Here is a 23,380-nt window from a genome sequence, read left to right as displayed (position 1 = left end):
TCGGCTATCGGGCCGGCTTGTAGATCTGGTCGAAGATGCCGCCATCAGCGAAGTGGGCGGGCTGCACCTTGGCCCAGCCGCCGAAGATCGGATCGTCGATCGTCACGAGATCGATCTTGGCGAATTTGGCGAGGTCTTCCGCAGCCACCAGTTCCGGCTTGGAGGGGCGGTAGAAGTGCTTCACCGCGATCCTCTGGCCCTCTTCCGAATAGAGGTACTGAAGATAGGCTTCTGCGACCTTGCGCGTGCCCTTGGCATCGACATTGCCGTCGACGACGGCGACCGGCGGTTCGGCGAGGATCGACTGCGGCGGCGCAACGATTTCGAAGGTGTCGGCGCCGAATTCGGCACCGGCCAGATAGGCCTCGTTTTCCCAGGCGAGCAGCACGTCGCCGATCTGGCGCTGGGCAAAGGTGGTACGACCTCCAGCAACTCGTCGGGGTCAAAGGCCGGATCTTCCGGCGCTTGCCACTGGACGCTTGTCGGCCTCTGACGATTGAGATTTGCGATGGCGCGGCGGGCAAGTGCCAGCGCATGGGCATCGTCCTCCGCCAGATAATCGGCCACACCTGAGAGCCGGGTGTGGACATCGCCGCCGCCCAGATCCTCGGCACTCACCACTTCGCCGGTCGCCGCCTTGACCAGTGGCGGGCCAGCCAGAAAGATGGTGCCCTGGTCCCGCACGATGATCGACACGTCCGACATGGCCGGCACGTAAGCACCGCCCGCCGTGCACGACCCCATGACGACGGCGACCTGGGCGATGCCCTTGGCGCTCATCTGCGCCTGGTTGAAGAAAATGCGGCCGAAATGGTCGCGGTCCGGGAAGACCTCGTCCTGGTTCGGCAGGTTGGCGCCGCCGCTATCGACCAGGTAGACACAGGGGAGGTGAGAAGCTTCGGCGATCTCCTGCGCGCGCAGATGCTTCTTCACCGTCATCGGATAATAGGTGCCACCCTTTACCGTCGCATCATTGGCGACGATCATGACTTCCTGACCCTCGACCCGGCCCACGCCGGCGATCAGACCCGCAGCCGGTGCCGCACCGTGATACATGCCGTGGGCAGCCGTCGCGCCGATTTCCAGGAAGGGCGAGCCGGCATCGAGAAGATTGGCGAGGCGCTCGCGGGGCAGCATCTTGCCACGCGCTGCGTGGCGTTTGCGCGCTTCCTCGCCGCCCCCCTCTGCGGCAAGTGCAGCAGCCGCGCGGATCTCCTCCAGAAGGCCAAGATGCGCGGCGCGGTTCTTCTTCGCGCTTTCGGATCCCGGAATATGGTCGGATTTCAGTTTCATCGGCCCTCCTGCCGTGAACGTGCCCTGCAGACAATGCAGAATCAGGCCATGGATGCCATCAGTTCGCGACCGATCAGCATGCGGCGGATTTCGGATGTGCCGGCACCGATTTCCATCAGCTTGGCATCGCGGAACAGCCGGCTTACCACGCTGTCTTGCAAGAAGCCGGCTCCCCCCAGCGCCTGCACGGCCTGATGGGCCTGCACCATGGCCTGCTCGCTGGCGTAAAGCACGGCACCCGCCGCATCCTGCCGCGTCACCTCGCCGCGATCACAGGCCTTGGCCACTTCATAGACATAGGCGCGAGCGGTATTGAGAGCGACATACATGTCGGCGATCTTGCCCTGCATCAGCTGGAAATTGCCGATGGGCTGGCCGAACTGCTCGCGCGTCGCCACATAGGGCATCACCTCGTCGAGACAGGCGGCCATGATGCCAAGTCCGATGCCGGCGAGCACCACACGCTCGAAATCCAGGCCCGACATCAGGACGCGCACGCCCCGGCCCTCTTCGCCAAGCACATTGTCGAAGGGCACTTCGACGTCATCGAAAATGAGCTCGGCGGTATTGGAACCACGCATGCCGAGCTTGTCGAAATGCGGGCTGGTGGAGAACCCCTTCATGCTCTTTTCAACGATGAAGGCTGTGATGCCCTTCGAGCCGGCGTCAGGATCGGTCTTGGCATAGACCACCAGAACATCGGCATCCGGCCCGTTGGTGATCCAGTACTTGTTGCCCTTCAGCACATAGGCGCTGTTGCGCTTTTCGGCCCTCAGCTTCATCGAAACGACGTCGGAACCGGCGCCGGGCTCGGACATGGCAAGCGCGCCCACATGCGCGCCGGAGACCAGGCCTGGCAGATAATTCCGCTTCTGCGCATCGCTGCCGTTCAGCTTGATCTGGTTGATGCACAGGTTGGAATGGGCGCCATAAGACAGGCTGATCGAAGCCGAGGCGCGGGCGATTTCTTCCACCGCCACGGTGTGAGCCAGATAGCCCATACCTGCGCCGCCATAATCCTCGCTCACCGTAATGCCATGCAGGCCGAGCTCCCCCATCTCCTTCCAGAGCGCATTGGGGAAACTGTTGGCTCGATCCACGTCGGCGGCGATAGGCTTCAGCCTGTCCTGCGCCCAGGCGTGCACGGTGTCGCGAAGGGCGCTGACGTCCTCTCCAAGATCGAAGCGCATAGTCTATACATAATGCCCCGATCAGGAAATTTCTATGGCCGCCCGCATCGACTCTCCCACCTCTCTCGGCCAGGCCGTGCGCCGCGCGCGCAAACAGCTGCAGCTCACCCAGCCCCAGCTCGCCCTGACGGCCGGGGTTGGCGTGCGCTTCATCGTCGAGCTGGAAGCCGGCAAACCCACCGTGCGCTTCGAAAGCGTGCTGCGCGTGCTGCACGCCCTGGGTGGCGAGCTGCAGGTCGATGGCCTGCCCACCCCGAGCGAGGGGGTCTGACATGGTCCGTCAACTCGATGTCTGGCTGACAGGCGCTCACCCGGGCACCCTCATCGGCACCCTCACCCAGGCCGAAGGGCGTCTCGCGTTCCGCTACCGGTCCGAATGGCTGGCCAGCGACCACGCCACGCCCCTGTCCCAATCGCTGCCGCTGCAGGCGGACGAATTCGACGACCGCGCCACGCGCCCTTTCTTCGCGGGCCTGCTGCCCGAGGGCGACAAGCGCCGGCTCGTGGCGCAGGCGCTGGGCGTCTCCCGTCAGAATGACTTTGCCCTGCTCGACGGCATCGGCGGTGAATGCGCGGGCGCTGTCACCCTGCTGGAGCCCGGGCAGGCGCCCGTCGACGCCACGGTTCCCAACGCTGTGCGTTGGCTGGACGATGCCGACCTGCTCAAGCTGCTGGGCGACATGCCGCGCAGGCCCATGCTGGCGGGCGACGGCGACCTGCGCCTGTCGCTGGCGGGTGCGCAAGACAAGCTGCCCGTGGTGGTGCAGGGCGACCGCATCGGTCTGCCCTTGTTCGGTTCTCCCAGCACCCACATCCTCAAGCCGACCATTCAGGGCATCGAGGGCAGCGTCTACAACGAGGGCTTTTGCATGGCGCTCGCGCGGGCCATCGGGCTCGATGCCGCGCCCACCGAGATCCGCCGCGTGCAGGACCAGCCATTTCTGCTCGTTCAACGCTACGACCGTCTGGCCGTCCAGCCGTCCAACGCCCAGCAAACGCCAGCAGCCACACAACGCCTGCACCAGGAAGACTTTTGCCAGGCCCTGGGCGTACCGCCCGAGCTGAAATACCAGAACGAGGGTGGCCCCGACTTGACCCAGGCCTTCGCCCTGGTGCGCAGCGCCACCCGCCCCAGCGCGCCCCAGCTCATCAAGCTGCTGGACTTCGTGCTGTTCAACGCCCTCATCGGCAACCACGACGCCCACGCCAAGAACTTCTCACTGCTCTACACCCCGCTTGGCGCAGTGCTGGCTCCTATGTACGACGCGCTCTGCACCGCAGCCTACCCTGATCTGTCCGACCGCATGGCCATGAAGATCGGCAGCAAGTACCGTTTTACCGAGCTCTACCCCCGACATTGGGCGCAGTTCGCCAGCGAAGCCGGGCTGTCACCCGCCCAGGTGAAAAAGGCCCTCAAGCGCGCCGCCGAGCGCCTGCCCGAACGGGCCTACCAGACCCAGGCCCAACTGGCCGGGCAGGGCCACCAGCACGCCGTCATTGCGCAGATCGGCAAGCTCATTGATGACCGCTGCGCCACCACCCTGCGCCGTCTGGCCATGCCCAGCACCGCAACCGATTCAGATTCCTGAGCCAGGGGTCACCGCGTCCTTTCCAGACGCCAAAGCGGCCTGCTCTGCCTCATCGCTCAGCTGGCCCGGGAAGTGGGCATCCGGGTGGTGGACATGGCGCTGAAGAACCTGTGCAACGCGACGGTGCTGATCACCCAGCGATCGGATCGGGACGCGGATGGCGGTCGAAAGCCCTACCTGTCCGCCCGAAGCCTGTTGCTCGCGGAAGAGGGCGAAGAACCGGACTGACTGGATCTGCTGGCGGTCATGAGGGCATGCAGCAAAAATTTCAAGGCAGACGCACGCCAGCTGTGGCTGCGCCTGGTGTTCATGCGACTGATCAACGCCCGTGTGTCGCTGGGAAAGTTCGGCTTTGTGTACCGGTCCCTTGTTCGCTGGGAGCTGGCACCCGCCACCGCACTGCGACCCGCCATGGAGCCCGAAAACCAATCGGCCCCGTCCACCAGCCTGGAGCCGGGCCTGCGATGGGATGTGGATCAGCTGCTCAGAAATTTCCGCAATTCTGAAAGATCAAATCAAAAACTTCGGCAAAGAGGCGGAAGTCTCCGAAGTTGGCCAGGTGCTCTCCGTCGGTGACGGTATTGCCCGCGTCTACGGCCTCGACAATGTCCAGGCCGGCGAAATGGTCGAGTTCCCCGGTGGCATCCGTGGCATGGCGCTGAACCTCGAAGCCGACAATGTCGGCGTCGTTATCTTCGGTTCGGACCGTGACATCAAGGAAGGCGACACCGTCAAGCGGACCGGCGCCATCGTCGACGTTCCGGTCGGTCCCGAACTGCTCGGCCGCGTCGTCGACGCGCTCGGCAATCCGATCGACGGCAAGGGCCCGATCAACGCTGCGAAGCGCTCGCGCGTCGACGTCAAGGCTCCGGGCATCATTCCGCGCAAGTCGGTTCATGAGCCGATGTCGACCGGCCTCAAGGCCATCGACGCTCTGATTCCGGTCGGCCGCGGCCAGCGCGAGCTGGTCATCGGTGACCGCCAGACCGGCAAGACCGCCATCATTCTCGACACGATCCTCAACCAGAAGGCCATTCACGACAATGGCCCGGACTCGGAAAAGCTCTATTGCGTCTACGTCGCAATCGGCCAGAAGCGTTCGACGGTTGCCCAGTTCGTCAAGGTTCTCGAAGAGCGCGGCGCGCTCAAGTACTCGATCATCGTTGCCGCAACGGCTTCCGATCCGGCTCCGATGCAGTACATCGCGCCGTTCGCTGGCTGCGCCATGGGCGAATACTTCCGTGACAACGGCCAGCACGCGCTGATCGGCTACGACGACCTTTCCAAGCAGGCCGTCGCTTACCGCCAGATGTCGCTGCTGCTGCGCCGCCCGCCGGGCCGCGAAGCTTATCCGGGCGACGTCTTCTACCTGCATTCGCGTCTGCTCGAGCGCGCTGCAAAGCTCTCCGACGAACGTGGCGCCGGTTCGCTGACCGCACTGCCGGTCATCGAAACCCAGGGTAACGACGTTTCGGCCTTCATTCCGACCAACGTGATCTCGATCACCGACGGCCAGATCTTCCTTGAAACCGACCTGTTCTATCAGGGCATTCGTCCGGCCGTTAACGTCGGTCTGTCGGTTTCGCGCGTTGGTTCGGCCGCTCAGGTCAAGGCGATGAAGCAGGTTGCCGGCTCGATCAAGGGCGAGCTTGCCCAGTATCGCGAAATGGCCGCCTTCGCCCAGTTCGGTTCCGACCTGGATGCGTCGACGCAGCGCCTGCTGAACCGCGGTGCACGCCTGACCGAACTCCTGAAGCAGCCGCAGTTCTCGCCGCTGAAGACGGAAGAACAGGTTGCCGTGATCTTCGCCGGCGTCAACGGTTACCTCGACAAGGTCGCCGTCAACCAGATCGGCAAGTTCGAGCAGGGTCTGCTTTCCTACCTTCGCTCGGAAGGCAAGGCCATTCTCGACGCCATCCGCACGGAGAAAGCCATCAGCGACGACACCAAGGGCAAGCTCAAGGCTGCTCTGGATCAGTTCGCCAAGTCTTTCGCGTAATCGGGCCTCAAGCCAAGGACGGATAACGGATGCCTTCACTTAAGGATCTGAAAAACCGGATCGCCTCCGTCAAGGCGACGCAGAAAATCACCAAGGCGATGAAAATGGTCGCCGCGGCGAAGCTGCGTCGTGCGCAGGAGGCGGCCGAGGCCGCTCGTCCCTATTCGCAGCGCATGGGTGCCGTCCTTGCCAATATCGCCCAGGCGGTCGGCAGCGACGACAGCGCACCCCGGCTGATGACCGGGACCGGCAAGGACGATGTGCACCTGCTCATCGTCTGCACTGCCGAGCGCGGCCTTTGCGGCGGTTTCAATTCGCAGATCGCCCGCTTCGCCCGTGACCATGCGCGCAAGCTTCTGGCCGCCGGCAAGACCGTCAAGATCTTCTGCGTCGGCAAGAAGGGCTATGACAGCCTGCGTCGCGAGTTCGCCGCCAACATTGTCGAGCGCACCGACCTTCGCGAAGTTAAGCGCGTCGCTTTCGAGAATGCCGACACGATCGGCCGCAAGGTCATCTCGATGTTCGACAAGGGCGAGTTCGACGTTGCGACCCTGTTCTATTCGGAATTCAAGTCCGTCAGACGAAACGGAATACGCCGATCGCGTAGACCACCGACAAGGCAAGAGCCCACCACAGGTTCGGACCTCCCAGCCCTAACCATGCGAGATGAATGAATGCGGATCCGAGCAGCGAGATGAACAAACGATCGCCTCGCGTCGTTTCGAACCGCAGCACGCCGATGCGGGGATTGCCGCCCGGCGAGAAGTACTCCCAGACCGCCATGCAGGCGATCAGCGTGAAGATGCCGATGAAGAACAGCGCCGTCGGCAGGGTCCATGCCATCCACGAGAAGTCCATCTTGAGCCTCCCTTTCCTTAGACGCGGCCCAGGGCAAAGCCCTTGGCGATGTAGTTGCGGACGAAATAGATGACGAGCGCACCCGGGATGATGGTGAGCACGCCGGCCGCCGCCAGCACGCCCCAGTCCATGCCCGAGGCCGAGACCGTGCGGGTCATGGTAGCGGCGATCGGCTTGGCGTCGGTCGTGGTCAGCGTGCGGGCGATCAGCAGTTCGACCCAGGAGAACATGAAGCAGAAGAAGGCGGCGACGCCGATTCCGCTGGCAATCAGCGGCATGAAGATCTTCACGAAGAAGCGCGGGAAGGAATAGCCGTCGATATAGGCCGTCTCGTCGATCTCCTTGGGCACGCCCGACATGAAGCCCTCGAGAATCCAGACCGCCAGCGGCACGTTGAAGAGGCAATGCGCCAGCGCCACGGCGATATGCGTGTCGATCAGGCCGAAGGCGGAATAGAGCTGGAAGAAGGGCAGCGCGAACACGGCCGGCGGCGCCATGCGGTTGGTGAGCAGCCAGAAGAACAGGTGCTTGTCGCCGAGGAAGCGGTAGCGCGAGAAGGCATAGGCCGCCGGCAAGGCCGCCGCGACCGAGATCACCGTGTTCATCACCACGTAGATGATCGAGTTGATATAGCCGTTGTACCAGGACGGGTCGGTGAAGATCACCATGTAGTTCCTGAGCGTCGGGTGCTGCGGAAATAGCGAGAATGCCCCGAGGATCTCGTTGTTTTCCTTGAAGCTCATGTTGACCAGCCAGTAGATCGGCAGCAGCAGGAAGACGATGTAGACCGTCGGAATGAGGAAGGAGAAGCGGCTCTTGTCGTGGTTCATCTTCTCATTCCCCCTCACTTGGCCTGGGCGTCGTGGCTGGTCATGACCGTGTAGAAGATCCACGACATGAGCAGGATGATCAGGAAGTAGATGATCGACATGGCAGCCGCCGGGCCAAGGTCGAACTGGCCGACCGCCATCTTGACCAGATCGATCGACAGGAAGGTCGTCGAGTTGCCCGGGCCGCCACCGGTGACGACGAAGGGCTCGGTATAGATCATGAAGCTATCCATGAAGCGCAGCAGCACGGCGATCAGAAGCACGCGCTTCATCTTCGGCAGCTGGATGTAGCGGAAAACCGAGAAGCGCGAGGCGCCGTCGATCTTGGCGGCCTGGTAATAGGCGTCCGGGATAGAGACGAGGCCGGCATAGCACAGCAGCACGACGAGGCTGGTCCAGTGCCAGACGTCCATGACGATGACCGTCACCCAGGCATCGACCGGATCCTGCGTATAGTTGTAGTCGATGCCGAGTACGGTCAGGTAGTGGCCAAGGAAACCGATGTCGACGCGACCGAAGACCTGCCAGATGGTGCCGACCACGTTCCACGGAATGAGCAGCGGCAGCGCCATCAACACGAGGCAGACGGGCACGCCCAGCCCCTTCTTCGGCATGTTGAGGGCGATCAGGATGCCGAGCGGCACCTCGATGGCGAGGATCACCATGGAGAAGATCAGGTTGCGGCCGAGCGCATTCCAGAAGCGGTCGGAAGACAGTATTTCCGTGAACCAGTCGGTGCCGGCCCAGAAGAACTTGTTGTCGCCGAAAGTGTCCTGCACCGAATAATTGACCACGGTCATCAGCGGGATGACGGCCGAAAAGGCCACCAGCAGCAGAACCGGAAGGACCAGGAACCAGGCCTTGTTGTTGAAGGTCTTTTCCATTCTCAGCCCTCCTGTCCGACGCGCCAGCTGTCGGCATAGATACCGATGGCTTGGGGATCGAAAGTGACACGTGCCTCGCTCGGGATTTCGGTGTCCTCGGGCGCGACGATCGACAGTGGATGGCCGCAGAACTGTTGGCGGTGCCGGCCGGTCCGCCGCCATCCTCGTCTTCGTCCTCGTCGACGGTGATCGCTTCCAGATATTGGGGCGAACCTTGGGTTTTCAAGTAGGCGACGATCTCTTCGACCTCGCTGTCGGAAACAAAGGGGCCGTGGACGCGCTGGATGCGGCCGCCGCCGGCCATGTAGAGCATGTCGCCCATGCCGAGCAGTTGTTCACCGCCCTGCTCGCCCAGGATCGTGCGGCTGTCGATCTTGGATGTCACCTGGAACGAGATGCGGGTCGGGAAGTTGGCCTTGATCGTGCCGGTGATGACGTCGACCGAGGGGCGCTGTGTGGCCATGATGACGTGGATGCCGGCGGCGCGCGCCATCTGGGCGAGCCGCTGGACCGCGCCTTCGATGTCCTTGCCGGCAACCATCATGAGGTCGGCCATTTCGTCGATGATGACGACGATATAGGGGATAGGCTGGAGATCGAATTCCTCGGTTTCGTAGATCGCCTCGCCGGTCTGGCGGTCGAAGCCGGTCTGCACCGTGCGGGTCAGGATCTCGCCCTTGGCGATCGCCTGTTCGACGCGGCTGTTGAAGCCGTCGATGTTGCGCACGCCGATCTTCGACATCTTCTTGTAGCGCTCTTCCATCTCGCGCACCGCCCATTTCAGCGCCACGACGGCCTTCTTCGGGTCGGTGACCACCGGCGAGAGCAGATGCGGAATGCCGTCATAGACCGACAGTTCGAGCATTTTCGGGTCGATCATGATCAGCCGGCATTTTTCCGGCGCGAGCCGGTAGACCAGCGACAGGATGAAGGTGTTGATGGCGACCGATTTACCGGAGCCGGTGGTACCGGCGACCAGAAGGTGGGGCATCTTGGCGAGGTCGACCACCACCGGCTCGCCGCCGATGGTCTTACCGAGCGCGATGGCGAGCTTGGCCTTGTTGCCATCGAAGTCCTGGCTGCCGATCAGTTCGCGCAGATAGACGGTCTCGCGCCTCTGGTTCGGCAATTCGATGCCGATGGCGTTGCGGCCGGGAACGACGGCGACGCGGGCGGCGATCGCGCTCATCGAACGGGCGATGTCGTCGGCCAGGCCGATGACGCGCGACGACTTGATGCCGGGTGCCGGTTCCAGTTCGTAGAGGGTGACGACCGGGCCGGGGCGGACCTGGATGATCTCGCCCTTGACGCCGAAATCCTCCAGCACGCCTTCGAGCATGCGGGCATTTTGCTCGAGCGCGTCGGCCGACAGCGTGGCGTCGCGGGCGACGGCCTTCGGCTCTGCCAGTAGATGGACGGAGGGCAGCTGGAAGCCATCGGGCCGCAGCAGCGAGCCCTGGGCATCGCGATCGACACGCGCGCCGGGCTTTGGCCGTGGCGCCGGCGCGACGACACGGGGCGTGTCCTGGCCGCCGGCGGCTGCGCGTGCGGCCGGTTTCGGCGTCCAGCCGTCGTCCGGCAGGATGCCGGCAGGGCGCGGCAGGTCGTCGATGTCCAGGTCCACGTCGTCGTCGAAGTTGTCGTCCAGATCGCCGCTGATCGGCGGTGGCGAAACGATGTGGCGCGACGGCGGGGCGACGCGGCCGGTGGCGAGCGGGGCGGGTTCGAGCGAGGGTTCGCGGCGCTCGAGCGGCGTCGGCGCCTTCGGCCGCACCGGCTCGTTCAGCGTGCCGAACTCGTCCTCGTTGAAATCATAGGGCTGCTCGAAACGCGAGGTGCGTTCCTTGGGCTTGAGGCCGAGCAGGCGGCGGCTGCGGGCGCGGATCGTATACCAGTTGTGGGCGATGACGCCGAGCGCAAGGGCGATGGGGCCTTCGCGGTCGTCTTCCTCCTCGTCGTCGACCGGTGCCGGCGCGGCCTTCTGGCGCTTGGCCGCAACGGTTTGCGCTGCGGGTTCGTCGATGCTTTCGCGGCCGATCAGGCCGGTGGCGAACAGCAGCAGCCAGGCGGCCGGAACGGCGAGAATGATTCCCAGCACCATGGAAAACGTGCCGGTCGGATAGGCGCCGATGAACAGGCCCGGAAAGCGCAGGATCATGTCGCCGAACACGCCGCCGATGCCATTGGGGATCGGCCAGGTGGCGGGCGGGGGGAAGCAGCCGACCACGGCGGAGGCGACGATCGAGCCGACGGCCCAGGCTCCGAGGCGCGCGGGAATGCGCGACAGCGGACGCCCGGTGATCAGCGCCAGCGACCAGGCGAGCACCGGAAGCAGGGCGTTACCAGGCAGGTGCTGCTGACGCGGCTGAACTCCTGCACGTAGCCGTCGAAGGCCACGGGCATGGGCATGAGGTGCTCGCGCTCGAGATCGAGCATCTCGGCCACGCTGAAGGCCTTGTGTTCGGGGTGACGCAGCTCGGACCACAGGGCCTTGCAGCGTTCGCCCAGCCAGGCGTTGAGTTCGTCCAGGGTGGCAAAGCGCTGCTCACGTGCGTCCAGCCAGATCCGCCGTCGGCTGAGCGCAGAGAGCAACTCGGTGCGGCTTGCGCCCGTGGTCAACGCGGGGATGAGCTTGCGCATCTCTTCGGCCAGCACCCACAGCGCGCGGTTCAGGCTCACGCTGCGGTCGATGCTGGCAACCGGGCGGGTGTGAAGGCGCCGCCCCTTTGCACCGCGTCCGGGCTGACCACCACGCAGGGCGTTTTCTTGCACCCGTTGGAAGGTGGTCCACAGGCTGTTGCCGAAGTCCTCCGGCCGGCGGGCTTCGATCAACTGCTCAGCGGTCACCGGGGCCGGTGGTTCGCCCTCCCCTCGTTCACCGTATCGCAGCGCCAGGGCGGCGGTGGCAAAGGCCTGCTGTTCCTCGCGCTGCAGCGGCAGGGCTTTCATGCTGTCGGTGGACGCGTCCACCAACTCGAAGTCGTCCAGCACCCGGAACGCGCCTTCGATCACCTCGTCCTGGATGTTGCCCTTGTGCGGGATGCGGATGTCGTTGGTCACGTCGCCGACCACCAAACCGTTGCAGCAGACAAACCTGAAAACGCCCGCGAGCATCTGGTATGCCACACAGCCGTGCGCCCTATTCCCAGTACCGCCATGATCTGGGCCTCTGGCACGCCCCTGTCCAGTGAGGCCAAAACATGAGCCCGATTGACCTCTCTCGCTTGGTGCGCCCCTTTGCTGCGAATCTCGTCCACCAGCGAGCGATCCTCGTCGGTCAAATGCAACTCCGTCTGCCTCATGACAACACCTCCAAGCATCAAGTAAATCGTCGGCCCTGATTTATTCAAATCCGATCCCAGACAGGGCGCTGTGCAGGTCGGGTGAGAGCTCGAGTGGACCAAGAGTCCAACGCGTGTTGCCATTTCAGTGACAAGCTCGCTACCGAGCACAGGCGCAAATAAAGGCTTTGCAAGAAGATGATGCCCTTGCGGGCGATCATGCGCAGCAGCCAGCGGATGTTGTAGCCCGCCGCACACAGCACCGAATGCAGCCGGTCGCCGGTTTCTCCCTTGAGGTGACAACGGTCCATGCGGTGATCGGCTTTGAGGTGGCCGATGATCGGCTCAATGGCCTGACGACGCCTGAGCTCGCGTCGCTCTTGCTCGCTGATCCGCTTGGCCTTGCCCCGGTGCACGATATGCACATCCGAGTTGTGCGTCCACACCCCGATAGCCCAGATCAACGAACGCCGTCGCTGGCTTTGACCGGCTGTCTTGCATCAGGATGCTCGCCTGCTCCAGTTGCTCGTTGAGGGTGTGGCCGTCGTAAGGGTTACCTTGGAAGGCTCGTGAGCCCACGATCAGGTTGCCCTGCAGCGTGCTGGCAATGCCCACCTTGACCCCGAACTCGTAGGGCGTTCGGGCCTTGCCCTTGCTGATGCAGTCCACCTCGGGCGCATGCCAGGCGTAGAGCTTGGGCTGTCCATCCACCGCTTTGCGCTGGCCGCTCTGGGCCACGATGCGATGGGCCTTGTTCAAGGTCTCGCCCAGTGCTTCGCGCACTGCCGCCCCGATGGCACTGGCCTTGCGGTCGATCTCGCGCTGCAGGCGAGCGACGATGGTTCTCTGGCGTTTGATGGTGCGGCGCATGCGCTTGAATTGCCGGGCATGGGCATAGCGCCCGGCCTAGCGGCTCAGGTCCCTGCCTTCCTTTGAAGTCCCCTCGAATTCCTGAGCCAGTCAGAAGTAGAGGTTGGGAAACAGTTTGACACGGTACTCGACCGGTGGGATTCGGCCGAGGGCTTCATGGGGACGCTGGTGGTTATATCGGTGCAGCCAGTCGGCCGTCATGTCACGCACTTCCTGCAGTGATTCGAAGACGTAGCAGTCCAGCACCTCGGTGCGGTAGGTCTTGTTGAATCGTTCGACATAGGCGTTCTGCGTCGGCTTTCCAGGCTGGATGTGATTGAGGGCGATGCCCCTGGATTTCGCCCATTCGGACAGAGCGTGAGCGATGAACTCCGGGCCGTTGTCCAGGCGAATCGACAGCGGCGCTCCGCGAAGCTTCTTGCGGAAGCTGTCGCGGGTGGCCGGGGACGCCGTCGAGCCGACCAGCGCGTCGAGGACGCGTTCCTCCGCGCCGGCATGGGCCTTGGCCTGAACTTCGGCGCGCTTCTTTTCACGTACCAGGCCGATGCCGACCTCGACGAGATCGCGGATGATCTGTTCCACGTCGCGGCCGACATAGCCGACTTCGGTGAACTTCGTCGCCTCGACCTTGATGAAGGGCGCGCCTGCAAGCTTGGCGAGGCGCCGCGAGATTTCCGTCTTGCCGACGCCGGTCGGGCCGATCATCAGGATGTTCTTCGGCATCACCTCGTCGCGCAGGTCCTCGTCGAGCTGCTGGCGGCGCCAGCGGTTGCGCAGCGCGATCGCCACGGCACGTTTCGCCTCGTGCTGTCCGATGATGAAGCGGTCGAGTTCAGATACGATCTCGCGGGGAGAAAAAGTCGTCATATCGCTTGTTCCAATGGTCGGAGGGAAGAGGATCAGTTGTCGCTGTCGAGCGACTCGACCACGATATTGTCGTTGGTATAGACGCAGATCTCGGCGGCGATCGCCATGGCCCGGCGAGCGATCTCTTCTGCCGACTTTTCGCTGTCCATCAGGGCGCGGGCAACCGCCAGTGCATAATTCCCACCGGAGCCGATCGCCATCGCGCCATGCTCGGGCTCGAGCACATCGCCATTGCCGGTGATGGCAAGAGTGATGGTCTTGTCGGCGACCAGCATCATGGCCTCGAGGTTGCGCAGATACTTGTCGGTCCGCCAGTCCTTGGCGAGCTCGACGGCGGCGCGCATCAGCTGGCCTGGATATTGCTCGAGCTTCTTCTCTAGCCGCTCCAGCAACGTAAAGGCATCGGCGGTCGCGCCGGCGAAACCGGAGATCACGTCGCCCTTGCCGATCCGGCGCACCTTGCGGGCATTGCCCTTCATTACGGTCTGGCCGAGGCTCACCTGGCCGTCGCCCGCCATGATGACCTTTCCGCCCTTCCGCACAGTAATAATCGTTGTCATCTACGCACCTGTTGGCCCGTCTGCCGGGCGTTCGATTGGGAACGTGAAATCGTTCGGTTGATACCTATGTAAGTTGACCTCGCGCGAATGCAATCTTGTGACGCATCGCGGAAAAGCACGGCCTGCTTTTGCTGGATATTTAACCGACCGCCTGATAAGGAACCCCTGACCAAGGCATGGAGCGGACCCTGATGGGCGAAACAATGATCCGTCGCACGGGAAGCATTTCCCGCAAGACCAACGAAACTTCCGTTTCGGTTTCCGTCAATCTCGACGGCACCGGCGCGGCGAAGATTTCCACGGGCGTCGGCTTCTTCGACCATATGCTGGCCCAGCTGTCGCGACATTCGCTCATCGACATGGAGATCGATGTGAAGGGCGACCTGCATATCGACGACCACCACACCGTCGAGGACACGGGCATCGCCATCGGCCAGGCCATCTCCAAGGCGCTCGGCGACCGGCGCGGCATCACCCGCTATGCGTCGATCGACCTTGCCATGGACGAGACGATGACCAAGGCGGCGATCGACGTGTCGGGCCGCCCCTTCCTGGTCTGGAATGTCGCCTTCAGCGCGCCGAAGGTCGGCACGTTCGACACCGAGCTGGTGCGCGAGTTCTTCCAGGCACTGGCCCAAAATGCCGGGATCACCCTGCATATCCTCAACCACTACGGCGCCAACAACCACCATATCGCCGAAACCTGCTTCAAGGCCGTGGCTAGGGCCCTGCGGACAGCCGTCGAAATCGATCCGCGCCAGGCCAGCCGCGTTCCCTCGACCAAGGGCACCCTCGTCTGAGGCCTGCCCGTCCGAAAACGGTGGAAAGCAGCTTGATCATCGCTTTGCGGCGTGCCGGGGCCTTGGCTCCACGGCGTCGCGTTTAGGAAAAGGACGTTCGACGATGCGCGTGGCGATCATCGATTATGGATCCGGAAATCTCCGTTCGGCAACGAAAGCCTTCGAACGGGCGGCGCGCGAAAACGGCGTCGACGCGGTCATCGAGCTGACCGACAAGGCCGACCGCGTGGCGACCGCCGACCGCATCGTGCTGCCGGGTGTGGGCGCCTATGCCGACTGCCGCCGGGGGCTCGACGCCGTTCCTGGCATGCACGAGGCGATCGTCGACATTGTCGAGAAGAAGGGCCGACCCTTCTTCGGCATCTGCGTCGGCATGCAGCTGATGTCGAGCCGCGGGCTGGAAAAGACGATCACCCCTGGCTTCGGCTGGATCAAGGGCGACGTGGTCGAGATGACGCCGAGCGATCCGACCCTGAAGATCCCGCAGATCGGCTGGAACACGCTCGACCTGCACCAGCCGCATCCACTGTTCGATGGAATAAAGACGGGGCCGGACGGCTTGCATGCTTATTTCGTCCACTCCTACCACCTCGCCGCGGAAAATCCGGATGACGTGATCCGGTGATGGCAATCACGGCGCCGACGGACAAATCGATCCCCTTGGTCGCGATCACCAGCGTCATGCCGACGGCGAGAAGTGCGACCGGCGCGCCGCGGTTCAAGACATCGATCAGGCTGCCATAGAACCGACCGTTCTGGATCTCGATGTGGAAGAAACCGGGAAAGGCGATGACATTGAGGGCAAGGATGACGCCAAGCGCAACCAGCTGGGGGGCAAGCCTGACCGCGAGCGGTTTCAGATGGCCGATCATGCGGGATTTCCTTCACTGGCTTGGCTGGCGATCGCCTCGACGATGTGGGCGGTCGTCATCGCCTCGCCGCTCAGTTCCGCGACGTGACGCCGGTCGCGCAGCACCACGACCCGGGCGCTATAGGCGAGCAGTTCCTCGAGCTCCGAGGAGATGACCAGCAGCGATAGCCCTTCGGCACAAAGCGCCTCGATCAGCTTGATGATCTCCGCATGTGCCCCGACATCGATGCCACGGGTAGGCTCGTCGAGGATCAGGAATTGCGGATCGGTGGCGAGCCAGCGGGCCAGGATGACCTTCTGCTGGTTGCCGCCGGAGAGCAGCCGGATCGGTTTCTCCCGATCCGTCGTGCGAATGTCGAGCGCCGCGATGTAGCGGTCCGCAAGCTCAGCCTGTTCCCTTGCCGATATCGGGCGCAACCAGCCGCGGCGTGCCTGGAGGGCCAAGGCGATATTCTCGCGGATAGACAGATCGCCGACGATCCCGTCGATCTTGCGGTCCTCGGGGCAGAATCCGAAGCCGTGACGGATCGCCTCGCGCGGGCTGCCGATCTTAGCCGGCCTTCCGTCTATCTGGGCCGAACCACTGTCGGACGGATGAATGCCGAACAGCGTCTCGGCCGTCTCCGTTCGCCCCGAACCGAGCAGCCCGGCCATCCCGACCACTTCGCCGGCCCTGACCTCGAGGTCGAACGGATGAATGCGCCCTCGCCGGCCATAACCGTCGAACCGGAAGCGGACTTCGCCCTCGGAGCGCGCTGCACCGCCATGGCTATTCTCCACCGCCTCGAGCTCGCGGCCCAGCATCATCGAAATCAGCGCCTTGCGGTCCAGCGATGCGATGTCGCGCGTGCCGATGAGGCAGCCATTGCGCAGGACGGTGACACGATCGGCAACCTCGTAGACCTGTCCGAGAAAATGCGTGATGAAGACGATGCCGAGGCCCTTCGCCTTCAGCTCGCGCATGATGCGGAAGAGCATGGCCACTTCCTGCGCGTCGAGACTGGCGGTCGGCTCGTCGAGGATCAGCACCTTGCCGGAGAGATCGACCGCACGCGCGATCGCCACCACCTGCTGGATCGCGACGGAGTAGACGGAAAGTTCCTGCCTGACGTCGATGTCGATCCCATAGCCGAGCAGCAGTTCGCGGGCGTCCGCATTCATGCGCCGGCTATCGACCAGCCCGAACCTGCGCGGCTGGCGGCCGAGATAGAGGTTCTCCGCCACAGTGAGGTTCCCGAGCAGGTTGACCTCCTGGTAGACCGTGCCGATGCCGAGCGACTGCGCAGCGCGCGTGTCTCTCGGGTCGATCTCCCGTCCGTCGAGCGTGATTGCACCGGCGTCGCGGCGGTAGGCGCCCGTCAGGCACTTTACCAGCGTCGACTTACCCGCGCCGTTCTCGCCCAAGAGCGCTAGGATCTCCCCCCGCCGCAAGTCAAAATCGACATTGTCGAGTGCGGTTGCCCCAGGGAAATACTTGCAGATCCCGGTTGCCGTCAGAATGGAATTGGAATGCTCGGTCATTTGCGGCCCCAGATCATCGCAACGGTCCCGCCGGAGGCGCCGGGCGCCTGCCGGTGGGAGTGTCGGACCCGACCGCGTTCCGTTCACATGCGAAGGGAGCGTGGCCGGGACATCAAAGCGGCAATCAGTAGCCGAGGCCCTTCTTCTCTTCGTAGACCTTCTGCGGATCGTCAGCCTGGGTGTAAAGCTTCGATTCGGTCTGGATCCACTTCGGCGGCATGGTGCCGTCCTTCTTGTAGGCTTCCAGCGCATCGAAGGCCGGACCCGCCATGTTCGGCGTCAGTTCCACGGTCGCATTGGCTTCACCGGCGGCCATGGCGAGGAAGATGTCCGGCACGGCATCGATCGAGACGACCAGAATGTCGGTGCCCGGCTTCAGGCCCGCCTCCTTGATTGCCTGGATCGCGCCGACCGCCATGTCGTCATTGTGGGCGTAGAGCGCGCAGATGTTCTTGCCGCCGTCCTCGGCCTTGAGGAAGCTCTCCATGACTTCCTTGCCCTTGGTGCGGGTGAAGTCGCCGGTCTGGCTGCGGATGATCTTGAGGTTCGCCTTGCCGGCGATGCCTTCCTCAAAACCCTTCTTGCGATCGATGGCCGGCGAGGAACCGGTCGTGCCCTGGAGTTCGACGATGTTGCAGGGCTTGTCGCCGACGGTCTTGGCCAGCCATTCGCCGGCAACCTTGCCCTCGTGCACGAGGTCGGAGGTCACCGCCGTCATATAGAGTTCCTTGTCGGCATCGACGGTACGGTCGAGCAGGATCACCGGGATCTCGGCTTCCTTGGCCTCTTCGAGCACTCAATGTTCGGCATCGCGGCGCAGCGCTCCATTTGCGGCATCAGCCAGTGCCGGTGCTTCGTATCTGAACAGTATTTTGGCTAGATCCCACATTCCTGAGCTTCGACATTCGCCACGAATGCCAAAACATCCAAGCGCCTGTGCTGGCTATTCAAGGAGCCAGCGACGAGTACGGCACCCTCCAGCAGGTACGGGACATACAACCCAAGAACGCTGCAGCCCGCACCCTGGTGCTGGAAGCTTGCGGGCACAGCCCGCATCGGGACCAACCCGACGCGGTGCTCGCTGCCATTGGGGAGTTTCTGTCCGAACTCCCGTGAATCCCCCGTTTGTGGGATGGCAGCACACCTCCAGCGCCGGCAAAATGCCCGGTTGGCCGCTCGGAAACCGGCATGAAACGCGCGCTCACGACCGTGGGCTTTGGTCGGCGAGTGGCTCCAATCCCCCAAGGAAATCACGCAAACGACGTGTCAAATTGCGACAAAACTGCCCGTTTGCGCGATCATCCAACTACATTTGGTCACACTCCGTCACTGAAACTTGCATGATCGCCTGGAACAACCCTTGGCTGCTTTCCGTGCTGGTACCCGCTCTGCTGGTGACCGGCGCTTGGATGTATCGCCTCTGGGAGAGTCGCAAAGCCCGGGCCCAGCGCAGGATTCCCAAGCGGTGGCCACTGGATACCCGGGTGATCGCGAACTCAGAAGAGCTGCAGGTGTGGCACTGGCTGTCCCGGGCCTTCTACGATCACCACGTGATGATCAAGCTGCCGGTCACCCGCTTCACCCTGCCCCGGGAGAAGCAGCAAGGAATGGACTGGTACCGGCTGCTTGGGGGCGTCTACTGCACGTTCACCATCTGCAAGTCCGACGGGCGGGTGGTCGGCTGTCTGGACGTGCCTGGACGGGCGGGCATCCCGAGGAGCACGCGCCAGCTCAAACACTCCCTTCTCACGCAATGCGGACTCCCCTACTGGGTGGTTCGTTCGTCCAGCCTGCCCACGGTTTCCGAAGTCCGCAGCGAGTTTCTCGGCGAGACCCCCACCGCGCAGAGCATGCGTGAGCACGAGCAGGAAGAACGGGCCATCATCGCTGCACAGGCCAATCTGCGCTCTGCACTGAACCGCCAGCGCAGCACCCGTCACAGTGACTTCAGTCCCCTGTCGACCTGGCCCGGCAGCACCACAGGTGATTCACGCGTCAGTGATCTGGGCTCCCAATGGCAGGACAATTCGTTCCTGATGCCGCTCGACAGCCGCAAAGGCGACCTGCTCTGACCGGGTCGCCCCGTCAAGGGGCTCATTGTTTGCGGCTCAGGTCAGCCACTTCGTCGGCCGTCAGCCACCGCCAATGTCCGACTGGCAGCTCATCGGTCAGTTCAATGCTCCCGATCCGGGACCTGTGAAGCCCCTCCACCCTGTTCCCGACAGCGGCCACCATGCGCTTGACCTGGTGGTACTTGCCCTCCGTCAGCGTCAACTCCAGGTGGTTCGGCCCCAGAGCCCGGCACGCCGCTGCACGCACTGGCTTCGGATCGTCATCCAGCACGACGCCATCCATCAGGCGGACTGTCTGACGCTCATCGAGCGGATGTTTCACCTGCACCTGGTACACCTTGGGCACATGGTGCTTGGGCGACGTCATCCGGTGAATGAATTTGCCATCGTCGGACAGCAGCAGCAGGCCCGTGGTGTCCTGATCCAGCCGACCCACCGCCTGCACCCCGGCGGCGGCACCACCTCCCCGCTGGCGCAGTGGGGCCGGTAGCAGCGTGTACACACCTGGATGAGCCCCAGGCTTCTGGGAGCACTCGAAGCCAGCCGGTTTGTGCAGCATCAGGTAGGCGTACTCCTGGTAAGTCCAGCGCACACCCTGCACCCAGAACACCAGGCCGTCCTCATCCAGCATGATTCCAGGGTCCGTGCAGGGGTTCCGCGCCTCGCCCAGATCGACGAAACCCTGCTGGACCAGTCCGCAGCAGACGCGACGGGTTCCGAAGCCCTGACTGAAAAGGATGTCCTGCAACGCGAGCATGACAAAACAACAATGAAAAACCCCAGCCGGTGACGGCTGGGGTTGGATGAATGGTGGGCTGGGGACACCCGAACGATGCCCCAACCTGTTGATTTATATGGATACCGGATTGCGGATTTGCACCCTGTACCCCCACTTGTACCCCCACAGCACGGGAGCCACGCGGGGACACGTACCCCCAAAAAGTTCAGGAATCGTAGCTGATTTGCTTCCCCCCTTGCCATTTTCTACCGGGGCAATAGGGGCAACCGGGGCACTGTTCTGTAAGTCCTTGTCGCCATTGAAAAAAGAATGCCCCGGGGTGACCGGGGCATTCACTCAGTGTGCCGGGGCAACCGGGGCAAACTTCACCACTCCATCGGCCTGCCAGTCCATGATTGCCCCGTGTACAGTCATTCGGTTTTACAAGCAACTGGAGGGGGCATTGTTCGGACAGCTGAGAAGAAAGATCCTCCGCCGTGCAAGGGCCCGCGGCAATCACGTCTACATTGCCTCAGTTATCGGCCCGCGACTGGCGATCTTTGCCGCAGCAGTTGTGGCGCTTTTTTGGCTACCGCTTCAGGCGAACATGCCTCAGTGGCTTGCTTGTTGATTCATCATCACAACTGAGCCAGTGATCACGTCGAATACTGAGCCACTGGGTTGATGGATGTTCTGGCTACTTTCTCCGCCTTCGGCTGGTCCTTCATGAACCTCGTCATCTGGCCCGTGACCATCGTCTGCCTGATCCTGGTCGTTCTGCAGATGCGCGCCGCTGCCCGCAAGGACCAAGCCTGATCCCTCGTCCCCGCGACGCCACCGGGGCTTGACGTTAGGGAATCCGCAACGCAATCTCGCGCCAAGTCCGGAGACCTCTGGAGGAGGGGCCAAGCCGGACGTCATCGCCCGCGGGGAGTGAGGCGCGGGCAATACGGGAGGTATTGCGAATGACAGTGCTTTTAGGCGTCATATTTTGCGGTCTGCTTTCGGTGGTCTATGCGGTCTGGGCGACGCGCTCGGTGCTGGCCGCCGATCAGGGCAATGCCCGCATGCAGGAAATTGCCGGTTATATTCGTGAAGGTGCCCAGGCCTATCTCGCCCGCCAATACCTCACCATTGCCATTGTCGGCGTCGTGGTCTTCATCGGGACCTGGCTGTTGCTTTCCGCAACGGCGGCGATCGGTTTCCTGATCGGCGCAGTTCTGTCCGGTGCTGCCGGCTTCATTGGCATGCACGTCTCCGTCCGCGCCAATGTCCGCACGGCCCAGGCCTCGTCGCAGAGCCTGGCCGCCGGTCTCGACATTGCCTTCAAGTCCGGCGCCATCACCGGCATGCTGGTGGCAGGTCTCGCCCTGCTCGGCGTTTCCATCTACTTCTACATTCTGACCGTGGTGCTCGGCCATGAGAGCGGTTCGCGCGAGGTGATCGACTCGCTCGTCGCGCTCGGCTTCGGCGCTTCGCTGATTTCGATCTTCGCGCGTCTTGGCGGCGGCATCTTCACCAAGGGTGCGGACGTCGGCGGCGACCTCGTCGGCAAGGTCGAGGCCGGCATTCCTGAGGACGACCCGCGCAACCCGGCGACCATCGCCGACAACGTCGGCGACAATGTCGGTGACTGCGCCGGCATGGCCGCCGACCTGTTCGAGACCTATGCGGTCTCGGTGGTTGCCACCATGGTTCTCGCTGCGATCTTCTTTGCCGCGACGCCATCGCTTGAAATTGCGATGATCTATCCGCTTGCCATCTGCGGCGCCTGCATCATCACCTCGATCATCGGCACCTTCTTCGTCAAGCTCGGCACGAACGGCTCGATCATGGGCGCGCTTTACAAGGGCCTCATCGTCACCGGAGCGCTGTCCATCCTCGGTCTTGGCGCCGCGACCTCGCTGACCATCGGCTGGGGCTCCATCGGCACGGTCGCCGGCATGGACATCACCGGCTGGAACCTGTTCATCTGCGGCATCCTCGGCCTCGTGGTCACCGCGCTGATCGTCGTCATCACCGAATACTACACCGGCACCAACAAACGGCCGGTCAACTCGATCGCCCAGGCCTCGGTTACCGGTCATGGCACCAACGTCATCCAGGGGCTTGCCGTCTCGCTGGAATCGACCGCACTCCCGGCGATCGTCATCGTCGGCGGCATCATCTCGACCTACCAGCTTGCCGGCCTTTTCGGCACGGCGATCGCGGTGACCACGATGCTTGGCCTCGCCGGCATGATCGTCGCGCTCGACGCATTCGGCCCGGTTACCGACAATGCCGGCGGCATTGCCGAAATGGCCGGCCTGCCGTCGGAAGTCCGCAAGTCGACCGATGCGCTCGATGCGGTCGGCAACACGACCAAGGCGGTCACCAAGGGCTATGCCATCGGCTCGGCCGGTCTCGGCGCGTTGGTGCTGTTCGCCGCCTATTCGAACGACCTGCAGTTCTTTGCCGCCAACAGCGACAAGTACCCTTATTTCGCCGACATGGGCGACATCTCGTTCAGCCTGTCCAACCCTTACGTCGTTGCCGGTCTGATCTTCGGCGGCCTCATTCCCTATCTTTTCGGCGGCATCGCCATGACGGCCGTCGGCCGGGCAGCGGGTTCGATCGTCGAGGAGGTCCGGCGGCAGTTCCGGGAGAACCCGGGCATCATGCTGGGAACGGTCAAGCCGGACTACGGCCGCGCCGTCGACATGCTGACCAAGGCGGCGATCCGGGAAATGATCATTCCCTCGCTTCTGCCGGTTCTCGCTCCGCTCGTCGTTTATTTCGGCGTGCTCGCGATCTCGGGCTCCAAGGCATCGGCCTTCGCGGCGCTCGGCGCCTCGCTGCTCGGCGTGATCGTCAACGGCCTGTTCGTGGCGATCTCGATGACCTCGGGCGGTGGTGCCTGGGACAACGCCAAGAAGAGCTTCGAGGATGGCTTTGTCGACAAGGATGGCGTCAAGCACCTCAAGGGCTCGGATGCGCACAAGGCCTCGGTGACCGGTGATACCGTCGGCGATCCCTACAAGGACACCGCCGGCCCGGCCGTCAACCCGGCGATCAAGATCACCAATATCGTCGCGCTTTTGCTGCTTGCCGTTCTGGCTGGGTAAGCCTCGGGCGCAAGCGTAGGAAAAGAAAAAACCGCGGAAGCTGGCTTCCGCGGTTTTTTCAATGGAGCGAGGG

19 protein-coding genes and 8 pseudogenes are annotated in these 23,380 nt (G+C 63.3%); 10 read left to right on the top strand and 17 right to left on the bottom strand.

What is annotated here, in order from left to right:
• Positions 1–4 precede the first annotated feature (4 nt).
• From DD542_RS23015 to DD542_RS23005, 3 genes and pseudogenes are all read right to left on the bottom strand, one after another.
• Positions 5–418 (bottom strand): annotated as a pseudogene (locus tag DD542_RS23015) (sulfate ABC transporter substrate-binding protein); the annotation flags it as partial.
• Positions 415–1,293: pseudogene (locus DD542_RS23010) on the bottom strand (carboxyl transferase domain-containing protein); the annotation flags it as partial. The pseudogenes DD542_RS23010 and DD542_RS23015, both read right to left, overlap by 4 nt.
• Before the next feature lie 41 nt (positions 1,294–1,334).
• On the bottom strand, positions 1,335–2,483 hold the full coding sequence (locus DD542_RS23005; protein WP_127807195.1) for an isovaleryl-CoA dehydrogenase: 1,149 nt from the start codon (positions 2,481–2,483) through the stop codon (positions 1,335–1,337).
• A gap of 34 nt (positions 2,484–2,517) precedes the next feature.
• Here DD542_RS23005 and DD542_RS23000 point away from each other — a divergent pair, with 34 nt between their 5' ends.
• From DD542_RS23000 to DD542_RS22985, 5 genes are all read left to right on the top strand, one after another.
• Positions 2,518–2,754, top strand: coding sequence for a helix-turn-helix transcriptional regulator (locus tag DD542_RS23000; RefSeq protein WP_127807194.1), 237 nt, complete (start codon positions 2,518–2,520; stop codon positions 2,752–2,754).
• A gap of 1 nt (position 2,755) precedes the next feature.
• Positions 2,756–4,072 (top strand): type II toxin-antitoxin system HipA family toxin, encoded by a 1,317-nt coding sequence (locus DD542_RS22995; protein WP_127807193.1) that lies wholly within the window; start codon positions 2,756–2,758, stop codon positions 4,070–4,072.
• A gap of 93 nt (positions 4,073–4,165) precedes the next feature.
• Positions 4,166–4,300, top strand: coding sequence for a hypothetical protein (locus DD542_RS24250; RefSeq protein ID WP_277750660.1), 135 nt, complete (start codon positions 4,166–4,168; stop codon positions 4,298–4,300).
• Between the two features lie 241 nt (positions 4,301–4,541).
• A complete protein-coding gene (gene atpA / locus DD542_RS22990; RefSeq protein WP_127807192.1) occupies positions 4,542–6,071 on the top strand; it encodes a F0F1 ATP synthase subunit alpha in 1,530 nt (509 codons plus the stop codon).
• A 29-nt stretch (positions 6,072–6,100) separates the two neighbouring features.
• Positions 6,101–6,745 (top strand): F0F1 ATP synthase subunit gamma, encoded by a 645-nt coding sequence (locus DD542_RS22985; protein ID WP_241559630.1) that lies wholly within the window; start codon positions 6,101–6,103, stop codon positions 6,743–6,745.
• Here the strand turns inward: DD542_RS22985 and DD542_RS22980 are convergent.
• The 11 genes and pseudogenes from DD542_RS22980 to hslV all read right to left on the bottom strand — a co-directional run bounded on the left by DD542_RS22980 (position 6,648) and on the right by hslV (position 14,221).
• Complete coding sequence (locus DD542_RS22980) at positions 6,648–6,929, bottom strand: DUF2160 domain-containing protein (protein WP_115668935.1); 282 nt, start codon at positions 6,927–6,929, stop codon at positions 6,648–6,650. The genes DD542_RS22985 and DD542_RS22980 overlap by 98 nt on opposite strands.
• 17 nt (positions 6,930–6,946) lie before the next feature.
• The gene (locus DD542_RS22975) at positions 6,947–7,759 is read right to left on the bottom strand and encodes a carbohydrate ABC transporter permease (protein ID WP_115668936.1); all 813 of its coding nucleotides are present in this window, start codon (positions 7,757–7,759) and stop codon (positions 6,947–6,949) included.
• 14 nt (positions 7,760–7,773) lie between these two features.
• On the bottom strand, positions 7,774–8,643 hold the full coding sequence (locus DD542_RS24085) for a sugar ABC transporter permease (RefSeq protein WP_127807485.1): 870 nt from the start codon (positions 8,641–8,643) through the stop codon (positions 7,774–7,776).
• A 451-nt stretch (positions 8,644–9,094) separates the two neighbouring features.
• Positions 9,095–10,744: pseudogene (locus DD542_RS24080) on the bottom strand (DNA translocase FtsK); the annotation flags it as partial.
• A gap of 236 nt (positions 10,745–10,980) precedes the next feature.
• Positions 10,981–11,220, bottom strand: a pseudogene (locus DD542_RS22955) (IS21 family transposase); the annotation flags it as partial.
• Between the two features lie 51 nt (positions 11,221–11,271).
• Positions 11,272–11,766 (bottom strand): annotated as a pseudogene (locus tag DD542_RS22950) (DUF932 domain-containing protein); the annotation flags it as partial.
• Between the two features lie 223 nt (positions 11,767–11,989).
• Complete coding sequence (locus DD542_RS23745) at positions 11,990–12,340, bottom strand: transposase (protein WP_241559831.1); 351 nt, start codon at positions 12,338–12,340, stop codon at positions 11,990–11,992.
• Complete coding sequence (locus DD542_RS22940; protein ID WP_206610712.1) at positions 12,270–12,794, bottom strand: hypothetical protein; 525 nt, start codon at positions 12,792–12,794, stop codon at positions 12,270–12,272. Before DD542_RS22940 ends, DD542_RS23745 begins: the two co-directional genes overlap by 71 nt.
• A 90-nt stretch (positions 12,795–12,884) precedes the next feature.
• Positions 12,885–13,112: pseudogene (locus DD542_RS24075) on the bottom strand (transposase); the annotation flags it as partial.
• Between the two features lie 141 nt (positions 13,113–13,253).
• A pseudogene (locus DD542_RS24070) lies at positions 13,254–13,661 on the bottom strand (AAA family ATPase); the annotation flags it as partial.
• Between the two features lie 32 nt (positions 13,662–13,693).
• A complete protein-coding gene (gene hslV / locus DD542_RS22930; protein WP_127807190.1) occupies positions 13,694–14,221 on the bottom strand; it encodes an ATP-dependent protease subunit HslV in 528 nt (175 codons plus the stop codon).
• Between the two features lie 176 nt (positions 14,222–14,397).
• On the opposite strand from hslV, the gene hisB reads away from it, so the two are divergent.
• Together hisB and hisH are read left to right on the top strand one after the other, a co-directional pair.
• Positions 14,398–15,021 carry an imidazoleglycerol-phosphate dehydratase HisB gene (gene hisB, locus DD542_RS22925; RefSeq protein ID WP_206610711.1) on the top strand — a complete coding sequence of 208 codons (624 nt, stop codon included), beginning with the start codon at positions 14,398–14,400 and terminating at the stop codon, positions 15,019–15,021.
• Between the two features lie 103 nt (positions 15,022–15,124).
• The gene (gene hisH, locus DD542_RS22920) at positions 15,125–15,646 is read left to right on the top strand and encodes an imidazole glycerol phosphate synthase subunit HisH (RefSeq protein ID WP_127807189.1); all 522 of its coding nucleotides are present in this window, start codon (positions 15,125–15,127) and stop codon (positions 15,644–15,646) included.
• Between the two features lie 243 nt (positions 15,647–15,889).
• On the opposite strand, the gene ytfR is transcribed toward hisH, so the two are convergent.
• Positions 15,890–17,413, bottom strand: a complete 1,524-nt coding sequence (gene ytfR / locus DD542_RS22910) for a galactofuranose ABC transporter, ATP-binding protein YtfR (RefSeq protein ID WP_127807188.1) — start codon at positions 17,411–17,413, stop codon at positions 15,890–15,892.
• Positions 17,414–17,537: 124 nt separating this feature from the next.
• Positions 17,538–18,209: pseudogene (locus DD542_RS22905) on the bottom strand (ABC transporter substrate-binding protein); the annotation flags it as partial.
• A gap of 544 nt (positions 18,210–18,753) precedes the next feature.
• On the opposite strand from DD542_RS22905, the gene DD542_RS22900 reads away from it, so the two are divergent.
• Positions 18,754–19,485, top strand: coding sequence for a DUF2726 domain-containing protein (locus DD542_RS22900; RefSeq protein WP_066155863.1), 732 nt, complete (start codon positions 18,754–18,756; stop codon positions 19,483–19,485).
• Positions 19,486–19,507: 22 nt separating this feature from the next.
• Here DD542_RS22900 and DD542_RS22895 read toward each other — a convergent pair whose 3' ends face one another.
• Positions 19,508–20,242: a 16S rRNA pseudouridine(516) synthase gene (locus tag DD542_RS22895; RefSeq protein WP_066155861.1), complete on the bottom strand. Its 735-nt coding sequence runs from the start codon at positions 20,240–20,242 to the stop codon at positions 19,508–19,510.
• A gap of 645 nt (positions 20,243–20,887) precedes the next feature.
• Between DD542_RS22895 and DD542_RS24245 the strand changes: the two genes are divergently transcribed.
• Together DD542_RS24245 and DD542_RS22890 are read left to right on the top strand one after the other, a co-directional pair.
• Positions 20,888–21,019 carry a hypothetical protein gene (locus DD542_RS24245; RefSeq protein ID WP_277750659.1) on the top strand — a complete coding sequence of 44 codons (132 nt, stop codon included), beginning with the start codon at positions 20,888–20,890 and terminating at the stop codon, positions 21,017–21,019.
• A 149-nt stretch (positions 21,020–21,168) separates the two neighbouring features.
• Entirely contained in the window at positions 21,169–23,307 is a 2,139-nt protein-coding gene (locus DD542_RS22890; RefSeq protein WP_127807187.1) for a sodium-translocating pyrophosphatase, read from the top strand.
• The last annotated feature ends 73 nt before the right edge of the window (positions 23,308–23,380 follow it).

The sequence above is a fragment of the Hydrogenophaga sp. NH-16 genome (assembly GCF_004006415.1).
Classification (GTDB): domain Bacteria; phylum Pseudomonadota; class Gammaproteobacteria; order Burkholderiales; family Burkholderiaceae_C; genus Hydrogenophaga; species Hydrogenophaga pseudoflava.
Note: the sequence above shows the minus strand (reverse complement) of the source record. Positions and strands in the feature narration are given on the sequence as shown.